This is a genomic window from Deltaproteobacteria bacterium, assembly GCA_035063765.1.
In the GTDB taxonomy this organism is placed as follows: domain Bacteria; phylum Myxococcota_A; class UBA9160; order UBA9160; family PR03; genus CAADGG01.
In genome coordinates this window covers 77,831-96,250 of sequence record JAPSFT010000016.1, presented here as the reverse complement: position 1 = coordinate 96,250, position 18,420 = coordinate 77,831, and the positions used below count along the sequence as shown (strand labels likewise).

12 protein-coding genes are annotated in these 18,420 nt (G+C 75.5%); 5 read left to right on the top strand and 7 right to left on the bottom strand.

Going from position 1 to position 18,420, the window contains the following annotated elements:
- Positions 1–74: 74 nt before the first annotated feature.
- Positions 75–1,118: a class I SAM-dependent methyltransferase gene (locus OZ948_13405; protein ID MEB2345725.1), complete on the top strand. Its 1,044-nt coding sequence runs from the start codon at positions 75–77 to the stop codon at positions 1,116–1,118.
- A gap of 117 nt (positions 1,119–1,235) precedes the next feature.
- Here OZ948_13405 and OZ948_13400 read toward each other — a convergent pair whose 3' ends face one another.
- The 5 genes from OZ948_13400 to OZ948_13380 form a co-directional block, all read right to left on the bottom strand.
- Positions 1,236–2,141, bottom strand: a complete 906-nt coding sequence (locus OZ948_13400; protein MEB2345724.1) for a hypothetical protein — start codon at positions 2,139–2,141, stop codon at positions 1,236–1,238.
- A gap of 418 nt (positions 2,142–2,559) precedes the next feature.
- Positions 2,560–3,048 (bottom strand): transcription elongation factor GreAB, encoded by a 489-nt coding sequence (locus OZ948_13395; protein MEB2345723.1) that lies wholly within the window; start codon positions 3,046–3,048, stop codon positions 2,560–2,562.
- The gene (locus tag OZ948_13390) at positions 3,027–4,340 is read right to left on the bottom strand and encodes a hypothetical protein (GenBank protein ID MEB2345722.1); all 1,314 of its coding nucleotides are present in this window, start codon (positions 4,338–4,340) and stop codon (positions 3,027–3,029) included. The genes OZ948_13395 and OZ948_13390 overlap by 22 nt, the downstream gene beginning before the upstream one ends.
- Before the next feature lie 12 nt (positions 4,341–4,352).
- A complete protein-coding gene (gene ppsA, locus OZ948_13385; protein ID MEB2345721.1) occupies positions 4,353–6,740 on the bottom strand; it encodes a phosphoenolpyruvate synthase in 2,388 nt (795 codons plus the stop codon).
- Between the two features lie 88 nt (positions 6,741–6,828).
- Positions 6,829–7,182 carry a hypothetical protein gene (locus OZ948_13380; GenBank protein ID MEB2345720.1) on the bottom strand — a complete coding sequence of 118 codons (354 nt, stop codon included), beginning with the start codon at positions 7,180–7,182 and terminating at the stop codon, positions 6,829–6,831.
- A gap of 317 nt (positions 7,183–7,499) precedes the next feature.
- On the opposite strand from OZ948_13380, the gene OZ948_13375 reads away from it, so the two are divergent.
- Genes OZ948_13375 through OZ948_13360 form a run of 4 tightly spaced genes read left to right on the top strand, consistent with a single transcriptional unit; the run spans position 7,500 to position 14,986 of the window.
- Positions 7,500–8,912, top strand: a complete 1,413-nt coding sequence (locus OZ948_13375) for a wax ester/triacylglycerol synthase family O-acyltransferase (GenBank protein MEB2345719.1) — start codon at positions 7,500–7,502, stop codon at positions 8,910–8,912.
- On the top strand, positions 8,909–10,399 hold the full coding sequence (locus OZ948_13370) for a wax ester/triacylglycerol synthase family O-acyltransferase (protein MEB2345718.1): 1,491 nt from the start codon (positions 8,909–8,911) through the stop codon (positions 10,397–10,399). Before OZ948_13375 ends, OZ948_13370 begins: the two co-directional genes overlap by 4 nt.
- Positions 10,400–10,409: 10 nt before the next feature.
- Positions 10,410–13,973 carry a pyruvate:ferredoxin (flavodoxin) oxidoreductase gene (nifJ, locus tag OZ948_13365; GenBank protein ID MEB2345717.1) on the top strand — a complete coding sequence of 1,188 codons (3,564 nt, stop codon included), beginning with the start codon at positions 10,410–10,412 and terminating at the stop codon, positions 13,971–13,973.
- A 5-nt stretch (positions 13,974–13,978) separates the two neighbouring features.
- Positions 13,979–14,986: a dihydroorotate dehydrogenase-like protein gene (locus OZ948_13360; GenBank protein ID MEB2345716.1), complete on the top strand. Its 1,008-nt coding sequence runs from the start codon at positions 13,979–13,981 to the stop codon at positions 14,984–14,986.
- On the opposite strand, the gene hypF is transcribed toward OZ948_13360, so the two are convergent.
- Entirely contained in the window at positions 14,962–17,334 is a 2,373-nt protein-coding gene (gene hypF / locus OZ948_13355; GenBank protein ID MEB2345715.1) for a carbamoyltransferase HypF, read from the bottom strand. The genes OZ948_13360 and hypF overlap by 25 nt on opposite strands.
- On the bottom strand, positions 17,334–18,398 hold the full coding sequence (gene hypE / locus OZ948_13350) for a hydrogenase expression/formation protein HypE (GenBank protein ID MEB2345714.1): 1,065 nt from the start codon (positions 18,396–18,398) through the stop codon (positions 17,334–17,336). The genes hypF and hypE overlap by 1 nt, the downstream gene beginning before the upstream one ends.
- Between the last annotated feature and the right edge of the window lie 22 nt (positions 18,399–18,420).

Here is an 18,420-nt window from a genome sequence, read left to right as displayed (position 1 = left end):
ATCGCGGCCGGGCGACGCCCCGCCGCTCGCTCCCTTGACCAATCCGCCGGCGCCCCCCACGATCGGTCGCTTGCATGGCGCAGCAGACCCCCCGCGAACCGGATGCCGCCGCGGGGCTCTATGCGCGCGAGATCCGCAGCCTCGGTGGGCCGGTGCTCGAGACCGACCCCTGTCCCGTGTGCAGCGGGGAGCGCGTGCGACCGCGCTTTGCCGTCGAAGGTGTGGCGGCGCCGCTGGTCGTGTGTGAAGGCTGTGGCCTCGGGCGTTTCCATCCGATGCTCGGCGCGCAGGAGATCCGCGTCATCTACCCCGACGAGTACTACGGGGAGCCCGGCGCGAAGTTCCAGGCTCCGGTCGAGCGCCTGGTGCGTCTCGTCGGTGCGCGTCACATCGGCTTCCTCTCGCGGGGGCTCCCGTCGGGCGCGCGCGTGCTCGACGTCGGATGCGGGCGCGGCGTCGTGCTCGGTCCGCTCGCCGAGCGCGGCCTCGAGGTCCACGGCGTCGAGCTGAGCGCCGCGGCGACGCGTGGCGCCCACCCGCGCGCCGAGATCCGCATCGCGCCGGACCTGCGGACGGCCGGCTATCCGGACGCGTTCTTCGACGAGGTGATCCTCTGGCACGTGCTCGAGCACCTGCCGGATCCGCGCGCGACCCTGATGGAGGCGCACCGCGTGCTCCGGCCGGGAGGACGCCTGATCGTGGCGATACCGAACTTCGAGAGCTGGCAGGCGCGCTGGAGCGGGGCCGACTGGTTCCACCTCGACCTGCCGCGCCATCTCCACCACTTCCCGCTGCGGGCGCTGCGGCGCCTGCTCGGCGATCTCGGCTTCGAGGTCGGCGCGTCGCACCACTTCTCGCTGCGCCAGAACCCGTTCGGCTGGATCCAGAGCGCGCTGAACAAGATCCGCGGCCTGCCTCGCAACGGGCTCTACATCGTTCTGCACCAGCGGTCGCGGCGCGAGGCGCCGCCCTTCGGCCGGGCCACGCGCTGCCTGCTGCTGCTGGCCTTCGCGGTCAGCGCGCCCTTCGCGCTCGCGCTCGCGCTGGCCGAGGCGCTCGGGAGGAGCGGCGCGACCGTGCACGTGGTTGCCACAAGGAGGGCAGCGGGTCGGGTCTGAGGTCCTCGGGTTCGGAGACGAGCGCGCCGTTGCGGTCGGGCGCCCGGAGGCGCGCCCTCGAGCCGAAGGGAACGACGTGGGCGCCGGGCGGCCCGCTGGCGCGGGAGTCGGCGACGATCACGGGCTGGGTCGCGGGGAGCTCCTGCCCGAGCGGAGGCCGCCGGCGACGAGCGCGAGCAGCGCGGCGAGCGCCATCGCCGGCGAGTCGGGCTCGGGCGCGATCGTGACGTCGTCGACGTCCACGTCGAGGGCGCCGGTCACGTCCGCGCCGCCGAGGCCTTCGACGGAGCCGCCGGTGCGGATGCCGAAGCCAGGGCCGGTGAGCGGCGTCGGATCGAAACCCTCGACGACCGCTTCGGAGGCCCCGTTGCGCATGCGTCCGACGATCGCGAGCCCGCCCGGTACGACCGTCCCTTCGAGTCGCATCTCGAACGGCGCGCCGAGCGGAGGCGCGATGCCTGGCACCGTCACGTCGACCTGACCGTCGCCGTTGCGTTCGACGAGTCGCAGCTGGCCCGCCTCGAGCGGCGCCCCGGCGCCGATGAACGAGCCGCTGCCCGCGATCGCGTAGCTGAGCCGATAGTGGAGCGACAACAGGTTGGAGTCGAGGCCGGCGCAGTGGTCGGGGTCGAAGAGGTACGAGCAGCGCGCCACGAGACCGACGGAGAGGCTCTGGTCGGCGCCTCCCGCGAACGCCTCGTCGATCGTGAGCTCGGCGGAGATCGAGAAGGCGTCGTCGGAGAGCGCCGGCACGTCGATGCGCGCGCCGGGCCAGACATAGGAGCCGCCGCTGCCCTCGTCACTCGCGAGCGACAGCAGGTCGAGGCGCATCTCGAGGTCGTAGCCGCCGCCGTCGGGCTCGACGCCGTAGCTCTGGGTCGCGACGCCGCCGCCGATCGTGTGGCCCGCACCGCCACCGAGCGCGAGGTCGTGAGCCTGATCCTCGAAATCCTCGAAGTAGACGACCTCGGCCGCCGCGGGCGCCGCGCAGAGCAAGACGAAGACGAGGCCGCCGGCCCGCATCCGCAGCCGCGCAGCATGCGCCCTGGCAGCGTTCCCCTCGCACCGGCTGCGTGGCAGCCGCCTTCGCGGATCACCGTTCCCTCGGCCACCGGAGCCGGGCGCGGCGATGCGGCGGTGCGTGATCGTGCGCTCGCCCGCGCTGGGTGCCGCACCCGTCCCGTCCACCCGGATTCCGTTCGCGATCCCGAGATCGAAGCGCGCGCTCATGGGCGGGGCTTCCAGCGGGCAGTGTACTCCGCTCGGCCGCTGCGTTGCGAGCGGCTTCGCGAGTCCGCACGAAGCCGCCCGCTGGCCGCAGCTCGCAACGGGATGGTGAGCCCCGGCGAGGGAGGAGCCCGTGAGCCTTGGGTCGTGCTCGACGGTACACCCGTGGGTGCCGGATTCGGGTTCCCGGCCGCCTGCCCGGACCGGCGGGACCTCAGGCCACCCAGGCGATCGTCCACTCCCGCCGCTCGCCGCCGATCCGGGCCTCGACCACGTCGCCGACCCGCCGCCCGAGCACCGCGCGCCCGAGCGGCGAGGCGGGCGTCGCGACGGTGAGGAAGCCGTCGCCGCCCGGTCCGCTCAGCTCCTCGCCCGCGCCCGCCGGCGCGAGGAAGAAGGTGAGCCCGCCTTCCTCGTGCTCGACCTCTACGACGGCGCCGAGCGCCGCCGCCGAGCCCGGCGCGAGCGACCCCGGCGCGAAGCCGTCGAGGGCCGCGAGGTCCGCGCGGAGCTGTGCCACCCTGCGCGCCTGCCCGCGCGCGAGATGCGACCACTCGAGGGCCACACGCGCGTCGTCGCGCTTCTCGGCCGCCGTCGCGCCGTGGCGCGCCTCCTCGGCTGCCGCCTCGTGCGCGCGCTCGCTCACGGCGAGCGCCTCGGCGAGCCGGGCGCGGAGCTGGGCTACGAGCGCCTGCTTGTCCACGGCCGCACGATACCGCGGCGCGCCGCTGCCGCGAGCGCGAGGAACGCGGTGGCGGCGAGCGCGTTCACCCCCGGCTCGGGGATGCCGAAGACGATCGGAGCCACCTGGACGATGCCCGCCTGGCCCTTCCCGTAGAGGCGGGTGCCCTGGGCCGCGAGCTGGAAGTCGATGCCGAGGTTGACGGTGTCCGGCACGAGATTCGCCGGGTCGGCAACGGCGGCACCGTAGCCGAGCTGCGCGCCGAGCGGCGTGAAGGGCGCGAGCATCACCTCGTAGGCGAGCGTGAACGGATTCGGTTGTACGTAGGCCGCAAGGAAGCCGTCCCGGGTCGATACCAGCGCCGGGGCGTAGCCGAGCGGGAAGAGGGCGGGGTCGGAGTACGGCTGCTCGGGCCCGCGCGGCGTCCCGTCGGCGTCGAAGAAGCGCGCGTACGGGGTGTTCGAGGGGCTCGGGAACGGAACCTCGAGCAGCGTCGCCGCGCCCACGACGGCACCGTGGCTGGCGAGGTGCGGGCCCTGGGTCGGCACGGTCGTGAGCGGCGCCTCGGCGCGCACGGTCTCGCCCGCGGCGTCGACGACGCGATAGCAGGCCTGGAAGGAGGCCGGCGCGCCGCACTCCGCGCTGTACGCGACGAGGAAGCCGTTTCCGGTCCAGGCGACGTCGTAGTACTCCTTCTCGAGGCCCTCGAACCCCGGGTAGGAGATCGGCGAGAGCAGGATGCCGAGGTCGCGCTCCACCGCCGCCGCACCGGTCGCGTCGAGCAGCCAGTAGTGGAGGCGGGTGTAGTAGTAGGGAGAGCCCTCGAACTCCGGCTCGAGCAGCAGCGCGAAGACGGCGTAGCCGAGCGGCGTGCAGCGGACCCGGAAGGCCGCCGTGCGCCCGCCGAAGGGAATCCCCGGGAGCGCCATCGTCGGCAGGAGCGCGTCGCCGGCGGCGTCGAGGACGAGGAAGTGCCCGCGCGTGTAGGAGGACGCCGCGACGGCGTAGCGCGCGCCGTCCCAGCAGGCGCCCGGCTCGTAGTAGATCTCGGCCGGGTCGCCGACCTCGCGCGCAAGGAGCAGCGCGCCGTCCGTGCCCCAGCGGTAGAGGAACAGGCGCAGGCCGCCGAGGTCGGGGCGCGAGTAGAAGGCGGTGACGCCACCGGCGTGCGCGACGAGGTCACCGTGCGTCTGGCCCTGGCCGCCGGTGAAGGGGAGCGGTGCAGACCACTCGATCGCCCGTTGCGCCGCGGCGGGTGCGGCGGCGAGGAGCAGGGTCACGAGGACGAAGGGGCGAAGGAGCGGCCGCCGCACGGATTCCTCTCCCTACGGGCCCGCAGCGAGGCGGCCCTCGAGCTCCGCCACCCGCAGGCGCGTCGCCACCGCGACGTCGCTCGAGAGCGACAGGCTGTCGATGCCGGCACGCACCAGGAACTCGGCGACCTCGGGGTGGTCGCTCGGGGCCTGACCGCAGATGCCGATCTTCCGCCTGGCGCGGTGGGCGCCCGCGATGGCCATGGCGAGCGCCTCGAGCACGGCCGGGTTCCGCTCGTCGAACACGGGGCCCAGGATCTCGGAGTCGCGGTCGACGCCGAGCACGAGCTGGGTCAGGTCGTTGGAGCCGATCGAGAAGCCGTCGAAGTGCCGGGCGAAGTCCTCGATCAGGAGCACGTTCGAGGGGATCTCGCACATGGCGTAGAGCTCGAGGCCGTGCTCGCCGCGGCGCAGGCCGTGCTTGGCCATCTCCTCCTGGACGCGCTGGGCCTCCTCGACCGTCCGGCAGAAGGGGATCATGAGGACGACGTTCTCGAGACCCATCTCCTCGCGCACCCGGCGCAGGGCGCGGCACTCGAGCGCGAAGCCGTCGCGGTAGGCCTCGTGCGCGTAGCGCGACGCGCCGCGGAAGCCGATCATCGGGTTCTCCTCGCGGGGCTCGAAGGGGGCGCCGCCGAGCAGGCCCGCGTACTCGTTGGTCTTGAAGTCGGAGAGCCGGACGATCACGGGCCGCGGATGGAAGGCGGCGGCGATCCGGGCGACCCCCTCGGCGAGCTTGTCGACGAAGAAGCTGGCGCCGTCCGGGTAGCCGCGCGTGCGCTCGTCGATCTGGCGGCGGGTCTCGTCGTCGAGGCGGTCGGGGTGGAGCAGCGCGAGCGGATGGATCCCGATCGCGTTCGCGATGATGAACTCCTCGCGGGCGAGGCCGACGCCGTCGACGGGCAGGAAGGAGAGGCCGAAGGCCTGGTCGGGGTTGCCGACGTTGATCAGGATCCCGGTGCGGGTCCGGGGGATCTCGTGCGCATCGAGCTCGTGGCGCTCGAAGCGCAGGATCCCCGCGCGCACGAGCCCCGTCTCGCCCTCGGCGCAGGAGACCGTCACGGGCTCGCCCTCGGCGAGCACCGCGGTCGCGTTCCCGCTGCCGACGACGCAGGGGATGCCGAGCTCGCGGCTCACGATCGCGGCGTGGCAGGTGCGCCCGCCACGGTCGGTGACGATCGCCGCCGCCTGCTTCAGGATCGGCTCCCAGTCCGGGTCGGTCATCGCGGTGACGAGCACCGAGCCCGGCCGGAAGCGATGCATCTGCGAGGCGTGGTCGAGGCGCACCACCGGGCCGGCACCGATCTGGGTGCCGACCGCCCGGCCGCGCACGCGCACGGGGCCCTGCTCGAGCAGCCGGTACGTGACGATGCGGGCCGCATCGCGTCGGGCGTGGGCGGTCTCGGGCCGCGCCTGCACGATGAAGAGCTCGCCGCTCCGCCCGTCCTTCGCCCACTCGATGTCCATCGGCCGCCGCTCGCCGGCGCGCTCGCTGTAGTGGCGCTCGATCGCGATCGCCTGGCGCGCGAGCTCGACGGTCTCGGCCCGGCTCAGCACGAACTGGCGGCGGAGCGCCTCGGGTACCGCGACGTTGCGGGTGGCCTTGCTGCCCCCCTCGTCGTAGACCATGGCGAGCTCCTTGGAGCCGAGACGCCGGGAGATCTCCGCGAGGGTGGGCTTGAAGACCAGGTACTCGTCCGGGTTGGAGACGCCCTGGACGATGTTCTCGCCGAGCCCGTAGATCGCCGTGATCAGGACGACCCGGTCGAAGCCGCTCTCGGTGTCGAGCGTGAAGAGCACGCCCGAGGCCCCCTGGTCGGATCGGATCATCTTCTGGACGCCGATCGAGAGAGCCACCTTCTCGTGATCGAAGCCGCGCTCGGCGCGGTACGAGATCGCGCGATCGGTGAAGAGCGAGGCGAAGCAGCGCCGGCAGGCTTCGAGCAGCGCCGGCAGCCCGTGGACGGCGAGATAGGTCTCCTGCTGGCCGGCGAAGCTGGCCGTCGGCAGGTCTTCGGCGGTGGCGCTCGAGCGCACCGCCACGTCGGTGGCCGCCTGGCCGTAGCTCGCGGACAGGCGCGCGTAGGCCTGTGCGAGCTCCGCCTGGAGCTGCGGGGGCCAGGGCGCTTCGTGCAGCGCCTGGCGGCAGCGGGCGCCGGCGTCGCGCAAGGACTCGACGTCGCCGGGCACGACCGAGCGCAGGGCGGCGCGCAGGGCGGCGCGCACGCCGGGCGCCTCGAGCAGCGCCCGATAGGCGTCGGCGGTGAGCGCGAAGCCGTCCGGGACGCGCACCCCGTGCGGCGCCAGGGAGCGGATCATCTCGCCGAACGACGCGTTCTTGCCGCCGACCAGCGGAATGTCGTCGAGCGTCAGGCTGTCGAAGGGCCGGACGAAGCCCATCCCGCTCTCCCCGGTGTGCGGCGGGACGGCCGGCGAGAGCCCTCGGCGCGCCGGGCGCGCGAGGTGGCCCCGGCCGGCCGCGCCGCCCTCAGGCGTCGCTCGCGCTCCTTCGCGCGCCAGCGCGGGCGCCGGCGCGCTGGCGGCGAGGCGCTGCCGCCTTGCGCCGCCCGCCCTCCTCGAGCGTGCGCTCGAGCCGGCGCAGCGCCGCGATCGCGTCGCGGCGCGCCTCGTGGGTCAGGCTGCGCCAGGCCCGCGCGCCCTCGGTCTCGAAGCGCCCGAGCGCGTGGCTCGCCTCGCGCAGGGCCCGTGCGATCTCGCGCCGCGCCGGCGCGGCCGCCTGCTCGATGCGGTGCTCGAGATCGCCGAGCCCGCGGCGCATCCGCCGCGAGAACTGCGCCAGCGTCGGCGGCAGCTCGCGCTCGACGCGCGCGATCGTCCGCATCACGTTCCGCCGCCCGGCTGCGCGGGCCCGGGGCTTGCTCGTTCTGCTGCTCTTCCTGGCCGTCATCGATGCCTCCCTCCGGATGGGCGATCGATTCCGACGCAAGTGCCGTGCCGACGCGAGAATGTGCAGGAAAGCCGCGGAGCGCCACGCGCGCTTCGGGGATCGTCCCCCGTCTGCCTCGATGCTACGCGCCCGCAGGCCCCATGGCTGGGGCGTGTCGTCACATGCTGGCGGGCGCGAGCGCCCTTCGCGTGCCCGGCGCCGGGCACGACTCTCGCAAGTTCGCGAAGGGCAGGGGGGCAGCGGAGGGTCCGATGGCGTATTCCCACTACGAGCGCCTCTCGGCCCTCGACGCGACCTTCCTCGAGGTCGAGTCGCCGAGCGTGCACATGCACGTCGGCTGCGTCGCGATCGTTGCGGGCGACGCGCTCGGGGAGCCCGCCGCCGGGCTCGACATCGAGCGGATCCGCGCGCTCGCCGAGCCGGCGCTCCACCGCCACCCCCGCTTCCGCCAGCGCCTCGCCGAGATCCCCGGCTTCCGCCATCCGGTGTGGGTGGACGACCCGAGCTTCCGCCTCGACTACCACCTGCGCCACACCGCACTCCCGGAGCCGGGGAGCGAGCGCCAGCTCAAGCGCCTCGCCGGACGGATCTTCTCGCAGAAGCTCGACCGTCACCGCCCGCTCTGGGAGCTGTGGCTCGTCGAGGGGCTCACGGGCGGCCGCTTTGCGGTGATCTCCAAGATCCACCACTGCATGGTGGACGGGATCGCGGGGGCCGGGCTGCTCGCGGCCTTCATGACCCCGGCGGGGCCAGGGGCGGCGGCGCCGCCGCGCTGGATCCCCCGCCCGGCGCCGAGCGGGCTCGAGCTCCTGCGCGACGAGCTAGGCCGGCGCTTCGCGCTGCCGGCTCGCGCGGCGTCCGCGGGAGTGCGGTGGCTGCGGGAGCCGCTGCACGCGGCCGAGGAGGCGCGCACGTCGCTCGCGGCCGTGGCCCACCTGCTCCAGGCCGGCGCCAGCTCCGCCTCGAGCACGCCGCTCAACGACGACATCGGACCCTATCGCCGCTTCGACTGGCTGCGCACGGACCTCGCGACCGTGAGGGAGGCGCGGGAGCGGCTCGGCGGCACCGTCAACGACGTGGTGCTCGCCGTCGTGGCGGGAGCGATGCGCCGCTTCCTGCGCCGCCGTGGGCTCGCCGTCGACGCGCTCGACTTCCGCGCGATGGTGCCGATGAGCGTACGCCGGAGGGACCAGCGCGCGCAGCTCGGCAACCGCGTGGTGTCGCTCGCGGCGCGCCTGCCGGTCGACGAGCCGGAGCGCGCGGAGCGCTTCCGGCGCGTGGTCGCGGAGACGGAGCGGGTCAAGGCCTCCGACCTCGCCGCGGGCGGCGAGCTGCTCGAGGGGCTGAGCGACGCGCTGCTGGCGGGCCTCATGCCGGGCCTCTCGCGGCTTGCCGCCCGGGCGCGCGCCTTCAACCTGATCGTGACGAACGTTCCGGGCCCGCAGGTTCCGCTCGAGCTGCTCGGCGCGCGCCTCGAGGCGATCTACCCGCTGGTGCCGCTGTTCTCGAACCAGGCGCTCGGGATCGCGCTCTTCAGCTACGACGGCGCCCTGTTCTGGGGCTTCGCTGCCGACTGGGACGCCGTACCCGACCTGCACGAGCTCGTCGCCTTCGTCCGGGAGGAGCTCGAGGCCATCGCGAAGCTCGCGGCGGCGGCGCGATGAGCGACTACGCCTACCAGCGCCTGCGCGAACTCGACCGGGCCTTCCTGATCCAGGAGGGGCCCGACACCCCGATGCACGTCGGCGCGGTGCAGATCCACGAGGCGGCACCGCTGCGTGGCGCGGACGGCGCGATCGACGTCGAGCGGATCCTCGCCTACGTGGCGTCGCGGCTGCACCGGCTGCCCCGCTACCGGCAGCGCGTCGAGCCCGCACCGCTCGGCGGCCATCCGATCTGGGTCGACGACGCGCGCTTCAACCTCCGCTATCACGTCCGCCACAGCCGCCTGCCGCGGCCCGGCGACGAGCGCCTGCTCAAGCGCAGCTGCGCGCGCATCTTCGAGCAGCGTCTCGACCTGCACAAGCCGCTCTGGGAGCTGTGGATCGTGGAGGGCCTCGAGGGCGACCGCGTGGCGCTCGTCCACAAGGTCCACCACGCCATGGTCGACGGCGTCTCGGGTGCCGAGCTGATGCGCGTGCTGATGACGCCCGAGCCGGTCGCCGAGGTCGCGCCGGCGGCCGTCTTCCGGCCGCGTCGCGGGCCGACGGCGCGCGAGTACGCGACCGCCGAGCTGGTCCGCCTCGGGCGCGCGCCCTTCGCGCTCGCGGGGGCGCTGCGCCGGCTGGCCGGCGACGAGGACGGCGCTCGCAGGGCGCTCCTCGAGCGCGCGCGGGCGACGGGCCGGGCGCTGGCGGCGGGGGCCTCGCGGGCCGCGCCCCTTCCCTTCAACCAGCCGGTCGGCCCGCACCGGCGCGTCGACTGGCTCGCCACCTCGCTCGACGAGATCGGATGCGTGCGCGCGGCCTTCGGCGGCACCGTGAACGACGTCGCCCTCGCGATCGTCGCGGGCGCGCTGCGCCGCTACCTGGGCGAGGTGCGGCGGATCGACCTCGAGGGCGTCGAGCTCCGGGTGATGGCGCCCGTGAGCACGCGCGCGGCGAGCGAGCGCGGCGCCCTCGGCAACCGGGTGGCGGCCTGGGTGGTGACCCTGCCGCTCGCCGAGCGCGATCGCCGCACGCGTCTCGAGCGGGTGCGCGAGGAGACGGGGCGGCTCAAGGAACGCCACGAGTCGCTCGGCGCGGAGACCCTCACGCAGGCCCTCGAGTGGCTGGGCGCGACGCCGATCGCGCTCGGCGCACGCCTGCTCGAGGAGGGCGCTCCCTTCCACCTCGTCGTCACCAACGTGCCGGGGCCGCGCCAGCCTCTGTACCTCCTCGGCGCGCGCCTGCTCGAGGCGCACCCGCTGGTGCCGCTGGTGGGCACGCTCGGGATCGGGATCGCGCTCTTCAGCTACGGGCGCACGCTCTCGTGGGGCTTCACGGCGGACTGGGAGCGGGTGCCCGACCTCCACGACCTGGTCGAGGCGGTGGCCCACGAGCTGCGCGAGCTGCGTGCGCTCGCCGAGCGGGAAGGGGCCGGGGGCGTGGCCGCGGCGCCGCCCGGGCGCACCGCACGCCGCGTCCGGAAGGACGCCGCCCACCCCGGCTGAGGAGCGTCGCATGGCCCGGGCATGCATCGACGGCAACGAGGCGGCGGCACGGGTCGCGCACGCGCTCAGCGAGGTGCTCGCGATCTACCCGATCACGCCCGCCTCCCCGATGGGCGAGCTGTGCGACGCCTGGAGCAGCGAGGGGCGCACGAACCTCTGGGGCGTCGTGCCCGAGGTGATCGCGATGCAGAGCGAGGGCGGCGCGGCCGGCGCGCTGCACGGCGCGGTGCAGCGCGGCGCGCTCGCCACGACCTTCACGGCTTCGCAGGGCCTTCTGCTCATGCTGCCGAACATGTACAAGATCGCCGGCGAGCTGTGCCCGGCGGTGATCCACGTGGCGGCCCGCGCGATCGCGACGCACGCGCTGTCGATCTTCGGGGACCACAGCGACGTGATGGCGGCGCGCGCGACCGGCTTCGCGATGCTCGCGAGCGCGAGTGTCCAGGAGGCGCACGACCTGGCGCTCGTCGCGCACGCGGCCTCGCTGCGTAGCCGGATCCCGTTCCTGCACTTCTTCGACGGCTTCCGCACCTCGCACGAGATGAGCCGGATCGAGCTGCTCGCCGACGACGACCTGCGCGCGCTGGTGGCGGAGGCGGACGTGCTCGCGCACCGGGCGCGCCGCCTGACGCCGGACCGGCCGGTCCTGCGCGGCTCGGCGCAGAACCCCGACGTCTTCTTCCAGGCCCGCGAGGCGGCGAACCCCTTCTACGACGCGCTGCCGGAGATCGTACAGGGGAGGATGGACGCGCTCGGCGCCCGGACCGGCCGCCGCTATGGGCTCGTGGACTACGCCGGCGCCCCGGATGCGGAGCGCGTGCTCGTCCTGATGGGTTCGGGCGCCGGCGCGGCGCGCCAGGCGGTTGCCGCCCTGTGCGAGCGCGGCGAGCGGGTGGGGCTGCTGGTCGTGCGCCTCTATCGCCCGTTTCCCGGGCGCGCGCTGTGCGCGGCGCTCCCGGCGAGCGTGCGCGCGCTCGCCGTCCTCGACCGCAGCAAGGAGCCGGGCGCGCCGGGCGAGCCCCTCTACCAGGACGTCGTGGCGGCCCTCTGCGCGCAGGGCGGCGGCCGCGCCGCGCGGATGCCGCGCGTGATCGGCGGCCGTTACGGGCTCGCCTCGAAGGAGTTCACGCCCGCGATGGCGAAGGCCGCCCTCGACGAGCTCGCGCGAGAGGCACCCCGCAACGGCTTCACGCTCGGGATCGTGGACGACGTGACGCACCGGAGCCTGCCGGTCGCGAGCGACTTCCGCGTTCCGCACCAGGGTGTGAGCGCGGTCTTCTTCGGGCTCGGCAGCGACGGCACCGTGGGCGCCACCAAGAGCACGGTCCGCATCCTCGGCGAGCAGGCGGGCCTCTTCGCCCAGGGCACCTTCGTCTACGACTCCAAGAAGTCGGGTGCCATCACCGTCTCGCACCTGCGCTTCGGGACGCGCCCGATCGAAGCGTCCTACCGGATCGACGAGGCCGACTTCGTGGCCTGCCACCAGTTCGGGCTGCTCGAGCGGGTCGACGTGCTCGGGTGTGCGGCGCCCGGCGCGACGCTCCTGCTCGACAGCCCGTACGGCCCCGAGGCGGTGTGGGAGCACCTGCTGCGGGAGGTCCAGGAGGAGATCCTCCGCAAGCGGCTCTCGCTGTGGGTGATCGACGCGCACCGGGTGGCGCGCGAGGTCGGCATGGCCAATCGCATCAACACCGTGATGCAGCCCTGCTTCTTCGCGCTCGCCGGCGTGCTGCCGCGCGAGCAGGCGATCGCGGCGATCCGCGAGTCGGTGCGCCGGGCCTACGCGAAGCGCGGGCCGGCGGTGGTCGAGCGCAACCTGGCGGCCGTGGACGGCTCGCTCGCCGCGCTGCGCCGGGTGGCGGTGCCCGCGGCGGCGAGCGCCACGCGTCGCCGCGCGCCCCTGGTCCCCCCCGAGGCCCCCGCCTTCCTCCAGCGCGTGACGGCGCGCCTGCTCGCGGGAGAGGGCGACCGGCTGCCCGTGAGCGCGCTGCCCGCCGACGGCACCTTCCCGACCGGGAGCGCCCGCTACGAGAAGCGCGCGATCGCGCAGGAGATCCCGATCTGGGACCCCGCGCTGTGCATCGACTGCGGCAAGTGCGCGCTGGTGTGCCCGCACGCCGCGATCCGCATGAAGGCGTACCCGGAGGCGGAGCTCGCGGGCGCGCCCCCGGGCTTCCCCTCGAAGCCCTTCCGCTCGCGCGAGCTCCCGGATCGGCTGCTCACGATCCAGGTGGCACCGGACGACTGCACCGGCTGCGGCGTGTGCGTGGACGTGTGCCCGGCACGCAGCAAGACGGAGGTCAAGCGCAAGGCGATCCGCATGGCACCGGCCGCCGCGCACCGCGACCGCGAGCGGCCCCGCTTCGAGTTCTTCCTGGGCCTCTCCGACCCCGATCCGGCCGGCTTCTCCGCGGCCACGGTGAAGCACAGCCAGTGCCTCCCGCCGCTCTTCGAGTTCTCCGGCGCGTGCGCCGGTTGCGGCGAGACCCCGTACCTCAAGCTGCTCTCGCAGCTCTTCGGCGACCGCATCCTGGTGGCCAACGCCACCGGCTGCTCGTCGATCTACGGCGGGAACCTCCCGACGACGCCCTGGACGGTGAACCGCGCGGGCCGCGGGCCCGCCTGGGCGAACTCGCTCTTCGAGGACGACGCGGAGTTCGGCCTCGGCATGCTGCTCGCGCTCGAACGACACCGCGACGAGGCCCGCATGCTGCTCACGCGGCTCGCCCCGCGCATCGGCGAGGAGCTGGCGCGCGGGATCCTGGCGGCCGGGCAGGCGGACGAGGCCTCGATCGCGGCACAGCGCGAGCGCGTGGCGGCGCTGCGGGTGGCGCTCGGCGGGATCGCGGGCCCGGAGTCGGCGGCCGCGCAGAGGCTCCTCTCGCTCGCCGACGATCTCGTGCGCAAGAGCGTGTGGGTGGTGGGAGGCGACGGCTGGGCCTACGACATCGGCACCGGCGGGCTCGACCACCTGCTCGCCTCGGGCCGTGACGTGAACGTGCTGGTGCTCGACACCCAGGTCTACTCCAACACGGGCGGGCAGGCCTCGAAGGCCACGCCGCGCGGGGCGGTCGCGAAGTTCGCCTCGGCAGGCCGCGCGGTGGCCCGCAAGGACCTGGGCCTGCTCGCGAGCAGCTACGGCAACGTGTACGTGGCCCAGGTGGCGATGGGCGCCGACGACGCCCAGTGCGTCAAGGCCTTCCTCGAAGCGGAGGCCTGGCCGGGCCCCTCGCTCCTGATCGCCTACAGCACCTGCATCGCGCACGGCATCGACATGACCCGCTCGATGAGCCGCCAGCGCGACGCCGTGCGCAGCGGCTTCTGGCCGCTCTACCGCTACCACCCGGGCCCCGGACCCCACCAGCGCCCCTTCCAGCTCGACAGCCGCGCCCCGACGCTGCCGATCGCGGAGTTCGCCGCCGGCGAGGCGCGCTTCGCCGTGCTCCAGCGCAGCGACCCGCAGCGCGCGCGCCACCTGCTGGCGCTCGCGCAGGCCGACGCGGACGAACGCTGGCGGCTCTACGAGCAGCTCAGCCGGGTCGAGCGCACCCTGCCGCACGAGCACGAGGAGTAGAGGCGATGGCCGACCTGCGCACGGAGTACCTGGGCCTGGCGCTGCGGACGCCGCTGGTCGCCTCCTCGTCGCCGCTCACGGGCGACCTCGACGACCTGCGCCGCCTCGAGGACGCCGGGGCGTCGGCCGTCGTGCTGCCCTCGCTCTTCGAGGAGGAGATCGAGTTCGAGGCGCTCGAGATCCACCGCCTGCTCGAGACGGGCGCCGAGGCCTTCGCGGAGGCGCCGAGCTACTTCCCGGAGCTGGCGGACTACGACACCGGGCCGGAGCGCTACCTCGAGCTGGTGGCCCGGGCCAAGCAGGTGCTCGGGGTCCCCGTGATCGCGAGCCTCAACGGCGTGTCGCTCGGCGGCTGGACCGAGTACGCGCGCCGGGTCGAGCAGGCCGGCGCCGACGCGATCGAGCTGAACCTCTACCTGGTGGCGGCGGACCCCGCGCTCACCGCCCAGGCGGTCGAGGCGCGCCAGCAGGAGCTCGTGCGCACGGTGGCGGAGGCGGTGCGCATCCCGCTCTCCGTCAAGATCGGGCCCTACTACACGGCCCTCGCCCACGCGGCGCGCGAGCTGGTCGCCGCCGGCGCGCGCGGCCTCGTGCTCTTCAACCGCTTCTACCAGCCCGACCTCGACCTCGAGACGCTCGAGCCCGTCCCGCGGCTCTCGCTCTCGAGCTCCGAGGAGCTGCGCCTCCCGCTGCGCTGGATCGCGATCCTGCGCGGGCAGCTCGCGGCATCGCTCGCGGCCACGAGCGGCGTCCACGGCGTCGAGGACGTGGCGAAGGTGCTGCTCGCCGGCGCGGACGTGGCGATGCTCGCCTCGGCCCTGCTCCTGCACGGGCCCGGGCACCTGCGCGAGCTCGAGCGCGGCCTGCTGGCATGGCTCGGCGAGCGCGACTACGAGTCGGTGCGCCAGCTCCGCGGGAGCATGAGCCGGCACGCGGTGGCCGACCCCACCGCCTACGAGCGCGGCAACTACCTGCGCACGCTCCGCTCCTACTCGAGCCGCTTCCCGAGCTGAGCGGCGGCGGAGCCACCGGCCGCCTCCCGCGCCACCGCGACCGCGAGCTGGCCGACCGCGAGGCCGCCGTCGCCGGGCGGGAGGCGGCGGTGGAGGAGCGGCTCGAGCCCGGCCGCGAGGAGCCGCGTGCGCACGGCCTCGAGGAGCCGGCGGTTCTGGAAGCAGCCGCCGGTCAGCACGACCGCCGTGAGGCGGCGCGCGCGCGCCCAGCCGGCCGCCGCCGCGGCCAGCGTCGCGGCCAGCTCCTCGTGGAAGGCCGCGGCCAGCCCGGGGACCGCCGCGCCGCGGGCGCGTGCGATCGTGAGGGCGCGCACGAGCGGGGCCACCTCGATCACCACGCCCGGGGCGACACCGGATCGCGAGCCTGCGCCGAGCGCGCCCGGGAGGGTGGCCGGCTCGGCCGCCTCGGCCGCGGACTCGAGCGCGAGCGCGGCCTCGGCTTCGTGGCTCGCCTCGTCGACCAGGTCGAGGAGCGAGGCCAGCGCGTCGAAGAGCCGCCCGCACGAGGAGGTGGGGGGGCTGGCGATCCCCCGCGCGGCGATCGTCTCGAGCGCGGCGAGCCGGGCCGGGTCGCGCCGCGCGTGCCAGGGGAGGCGCGGGGCGCCTTCCGGGAAGGCGCGGCGCAGCCAGACGGCGGCCATGCGCCACGGCTCGCGCGCGGCGGCGTCACCGCCCGCGAGCGGGACGGGCTCGAGGTGGGCGAGCCGCTCGCAGCGCGCGAGCTCGACCTCGAGGAGCTCGCCGCCCCAGAGCGTGCCGTCGAGCCCGTAGCCGAGACCGTCGAGCGCGAGCGCAAGGGCGGGCCCGGCCCGGCCGTGCTCGACCAGGCAGGCCGCCGCGTGCGCGTGGTGGTGCTGGACGGAGGCGGTGCGGGGAGCGAGCTGTGCGGCGAGCGCCGCGCCCGCGCCGTCGGGGTGGAGGTCGTGGGTGGCGAGGGCGGGCGCGACGCCCGCGAGCCGCGCGAGGCCGGCTGCGCGGTCGCGCGCCGCGTCGAAGGCGGCGGCGCCCGCGAGGTCCCCCACGTGCTCGCCGAGCAGCAGCTCGCCGCCGCAGGCGAGGGCGGGCGCGCACTTGAGCTCGCCTCCCAGGGCGACGACCGGCTCGCGCGCTCGGAGCCCGCCCGGCAGCGCGAGCACGAGCGGTGCGCTCGCGCGCGAGAGGCGGATCGGGATCGGGCCCGCAGGGGCGCTGCGATACACCGGGTCGTCGTTCGGCCGCAGCACCGCGCGGTCGTGGCCGACGACGAGGTCGGCGAGGCCGGCGAGCCGGGCGCGCGCCTCGTCGTCGCGGTGGAGGATCGGCTCGCCGCCGAGGTTGGCCGAGGTGAGCACGAGCGCCGGAAAGCGCGGAGCGTCCCGCTCGGGCGTGGTCCCCGGCGCGAAGAGGAGCAGGTGGTGCGCGGGCGCCACCGGGAGCAGCACGCCGAGGTCGGCGATCCCGGGTGCGAGCGCCTCCGCGAGGCCGAGCGCGTGGGGCCCGCGCGGGCGGCGCGGCGCGACGACCACCGCGCGCGCGGGGCCCGCGAGGAGCTCCCGCTCGGCGGCGCCGAGCCGGACGATCCGCTCCGCGGTGGCGAGGTCGGGGGCGAGCAGGGCGAAGGGCTTGGCGGGGCGGTCCTTGCGGCGGCGCAGGGTGCGGACGGCGTCGTCGCGGGTCGCGTCGACGGCGAGGTGGTAGCCGCCGTAGCCCTTGAGGGCGACCACGGCGCCCGCGTGCAGCGCCCGGGCGGCGTGCTCGAGCGCGTCGCCCGCGAGCGCGCCGCCGCCCGGCTCGAAGGCGCACAGCCGCGGGCCGCAGGCGGGGCAGGCGATCGACTCCGCGTGGTGGCGGCGGTCGGCCGGATCGTGGTACTCGGCGTGGCAGTCGGCGCAGGGAGGGAAGGGCGCGAGCGCGCTGCGCTCGCGGTCCCAGGGCAGCGCCGCGAGCACCGCCGCGCGCGGCCCGCAGCTCGCGCAGTGGGTGAAGGCGTAGCGATGGCGGCGCGCGCGCGGGTCGAAGAGCTCGCGCAGGCAGTCGCTGCAGATCGCGACGTCGAGCGGTACGCGCGGGGCGGCGGCGGGCGCGCCGGCCCGGCTCTCGACGATCGCGAACGCCACCTCGCCGCGCGGGGCCACCTCGGCCATCTCGATCGCCTCGATGTGCGCGCCCGGTGGCGGCGCGCTCGCGAGCGCGGCCACGAAGCGATCGACGGCCTCCTCGCTGCCCTCGATCGCGACCGCGAAGCCGTCGGCACCGTTGCGCGCGGCGCCGCCGAGCCCGAGCTCCCGCGCGCGCCGGGCGGCCCAGGGGCGGAAGCCCACGCCCTGCACCGCGCCGCGCACGCGCAGCTCGCGGCGCACGCGCGCCATCAGCAGATCCGCGGCAGCGGCTCGCCTTCGGGCAGCACGAGCAGCCGGCGGGCACCCATGCGCGTGCGCACGACCACGCGCGGCGCGCCCGCGCGCACGCGGCCGATGCGCGCCGCGCCGCGCCCGAGCGGGTGGCTGCGCAGCGCCGCGAGCGCGCGCTCGGCGTCGGCCTCGGCGACGAAGGCCACGCAGCGGCCCTCGCTCGCCAGGAAGAGCGGGTCGAGACCGAGCAGCTCGCAGGCCGCGCGCACCGGCGCGTCCACCGGCACGGCGGCCTCGTCGATCTCGAGCTCGGCGCCGGCGCCGCGCGCGATCTCGTGGAGCACCGCGCCGAGCCCGCCGCGGGTGGGGTCGCGCAGGCAGCGGGTCCCGGGCACGGCTTCGAGCAGGGCCTCGACCATCGGCCCGATCCATGCGGAATCACTCATGATCTCGGACTCGAAGTGGAGGCCCTCGCGGACCGAGAGCACGGCGGCGCCGTGGCAGCCGATCGGCCCCGAGGCCAGCACCGCGTCGCCCTCGCGCACCCGCCCGGGCCCGAGCTCGCGGGCGCCCGGCACGAGGCCCACCGCGGCGGTCGTGACGAACAGGCCGTCGCCCTTGCCGCGCTCCACGACCTTGGTGTCGCCGGTCGCCACCGGCACGCCCGCATCGGCGGCCGCGCGGGCGAGCGAGTCGACGACGCCCGCGAGCGTCGCGAGCGGGAGCCCCTCCTCGAGGATCAGCGCGCAGGAGAGCGCGAGCGGGCGCGCGCCGCACATCGCGAGATCGTTGAGCGTGCCGTGCACCGCGAGCGAGCCGATGTCGCCGCCCGGGAACACGAGGGGCGACACGACGAAGCCGTCGGTCGTGAAGGCGAGCCGCCCGCCGGCCGCCCCGAGCACCGCGCCGTCGTGGCGCGGGGCGAGCAGGTCGTTCGCGAGGCGCGGCCAGAGCAGGGTCTCGAACAGGCGCGCGCTCGCGCCGGCGCCGGCCCCGTGCGGCAGCGTCACGCGCCCGGTCTCGGCCGCCGGCGCCGGGCAGCTCGGCGCGAGCAGGCCGGTGAGGTCGGGTCGGTCGTTCATGGCGGATGCTCCAGGGCGCGCG

Coding starts and splice junctions, on each gene's coding strand:
- OZ948_13405 (MEB2345725.1), top strand. CDS start 75: ATGGCGCAGCAGACCCCCCGCGAACCGGATGCCGCCGCGGGGCTCTAT.
- OZ948_13400 (MEB2345724.1), bottom strand. CDS start 2,141: ATGCGGGCCGGCGGCCTCGTCTTCGTCTTGCTCTGCGCGGCGCCCGCG.
- ppsA (MEB2345721.1), bottom strand. CDS start 6,740: ATGGGCTTCGTCCGGCCCTTCGACAGCCTGACGCTCGACGACATTCCG.
- OZ948_13380 (MEB2345720.1), bottom strand. CDS start 7,182: ATGCGGACGATCGCGCGCGTCGAGCGCGAGCTGCCGCCGACGCTGGCG.
- OZ948_13375 (MEB2345719.1), top strand. CDS start 7,500: ATGGCGTATTCCCACTACGAGCGCCTCTCGGCCCTCGACGCGACCTTC.
- OZ948_13370 (MEB2345718.1), top strand. CDS start 8,909: ATGAGCGACTACGCCTACCAGCGCCTGCGCGAACTCGACCGGGCCTTC.
- nifJ (MEB2345717.1), top strand. CDS start 10,410: ATGGCCCGGGCATGCATCGACGGCAACGAGGCGGCGGCACGGGTCGCG.
- OZ948_13360 (MEB2345716.1), top strand. CDS start 13,979: ATGGCCGACCTGCGCACGGAGTACCTGGGCCTGGCGCTGCGGACGCCG.
- hypF (MEB2345715.1), bottom strand. CDS start 17,334: ATGGCGCGCGTGCGCCGCGAGCTGCGCGTGCGCGGCGCGGTGCAGGGC.
- hypE (MEB2345714.1), bottom strand. CDS start 18,398: ATGAACGACCGACCCGACCTCACCGGCCTGCTCGCGCCGAGCTGCCCG.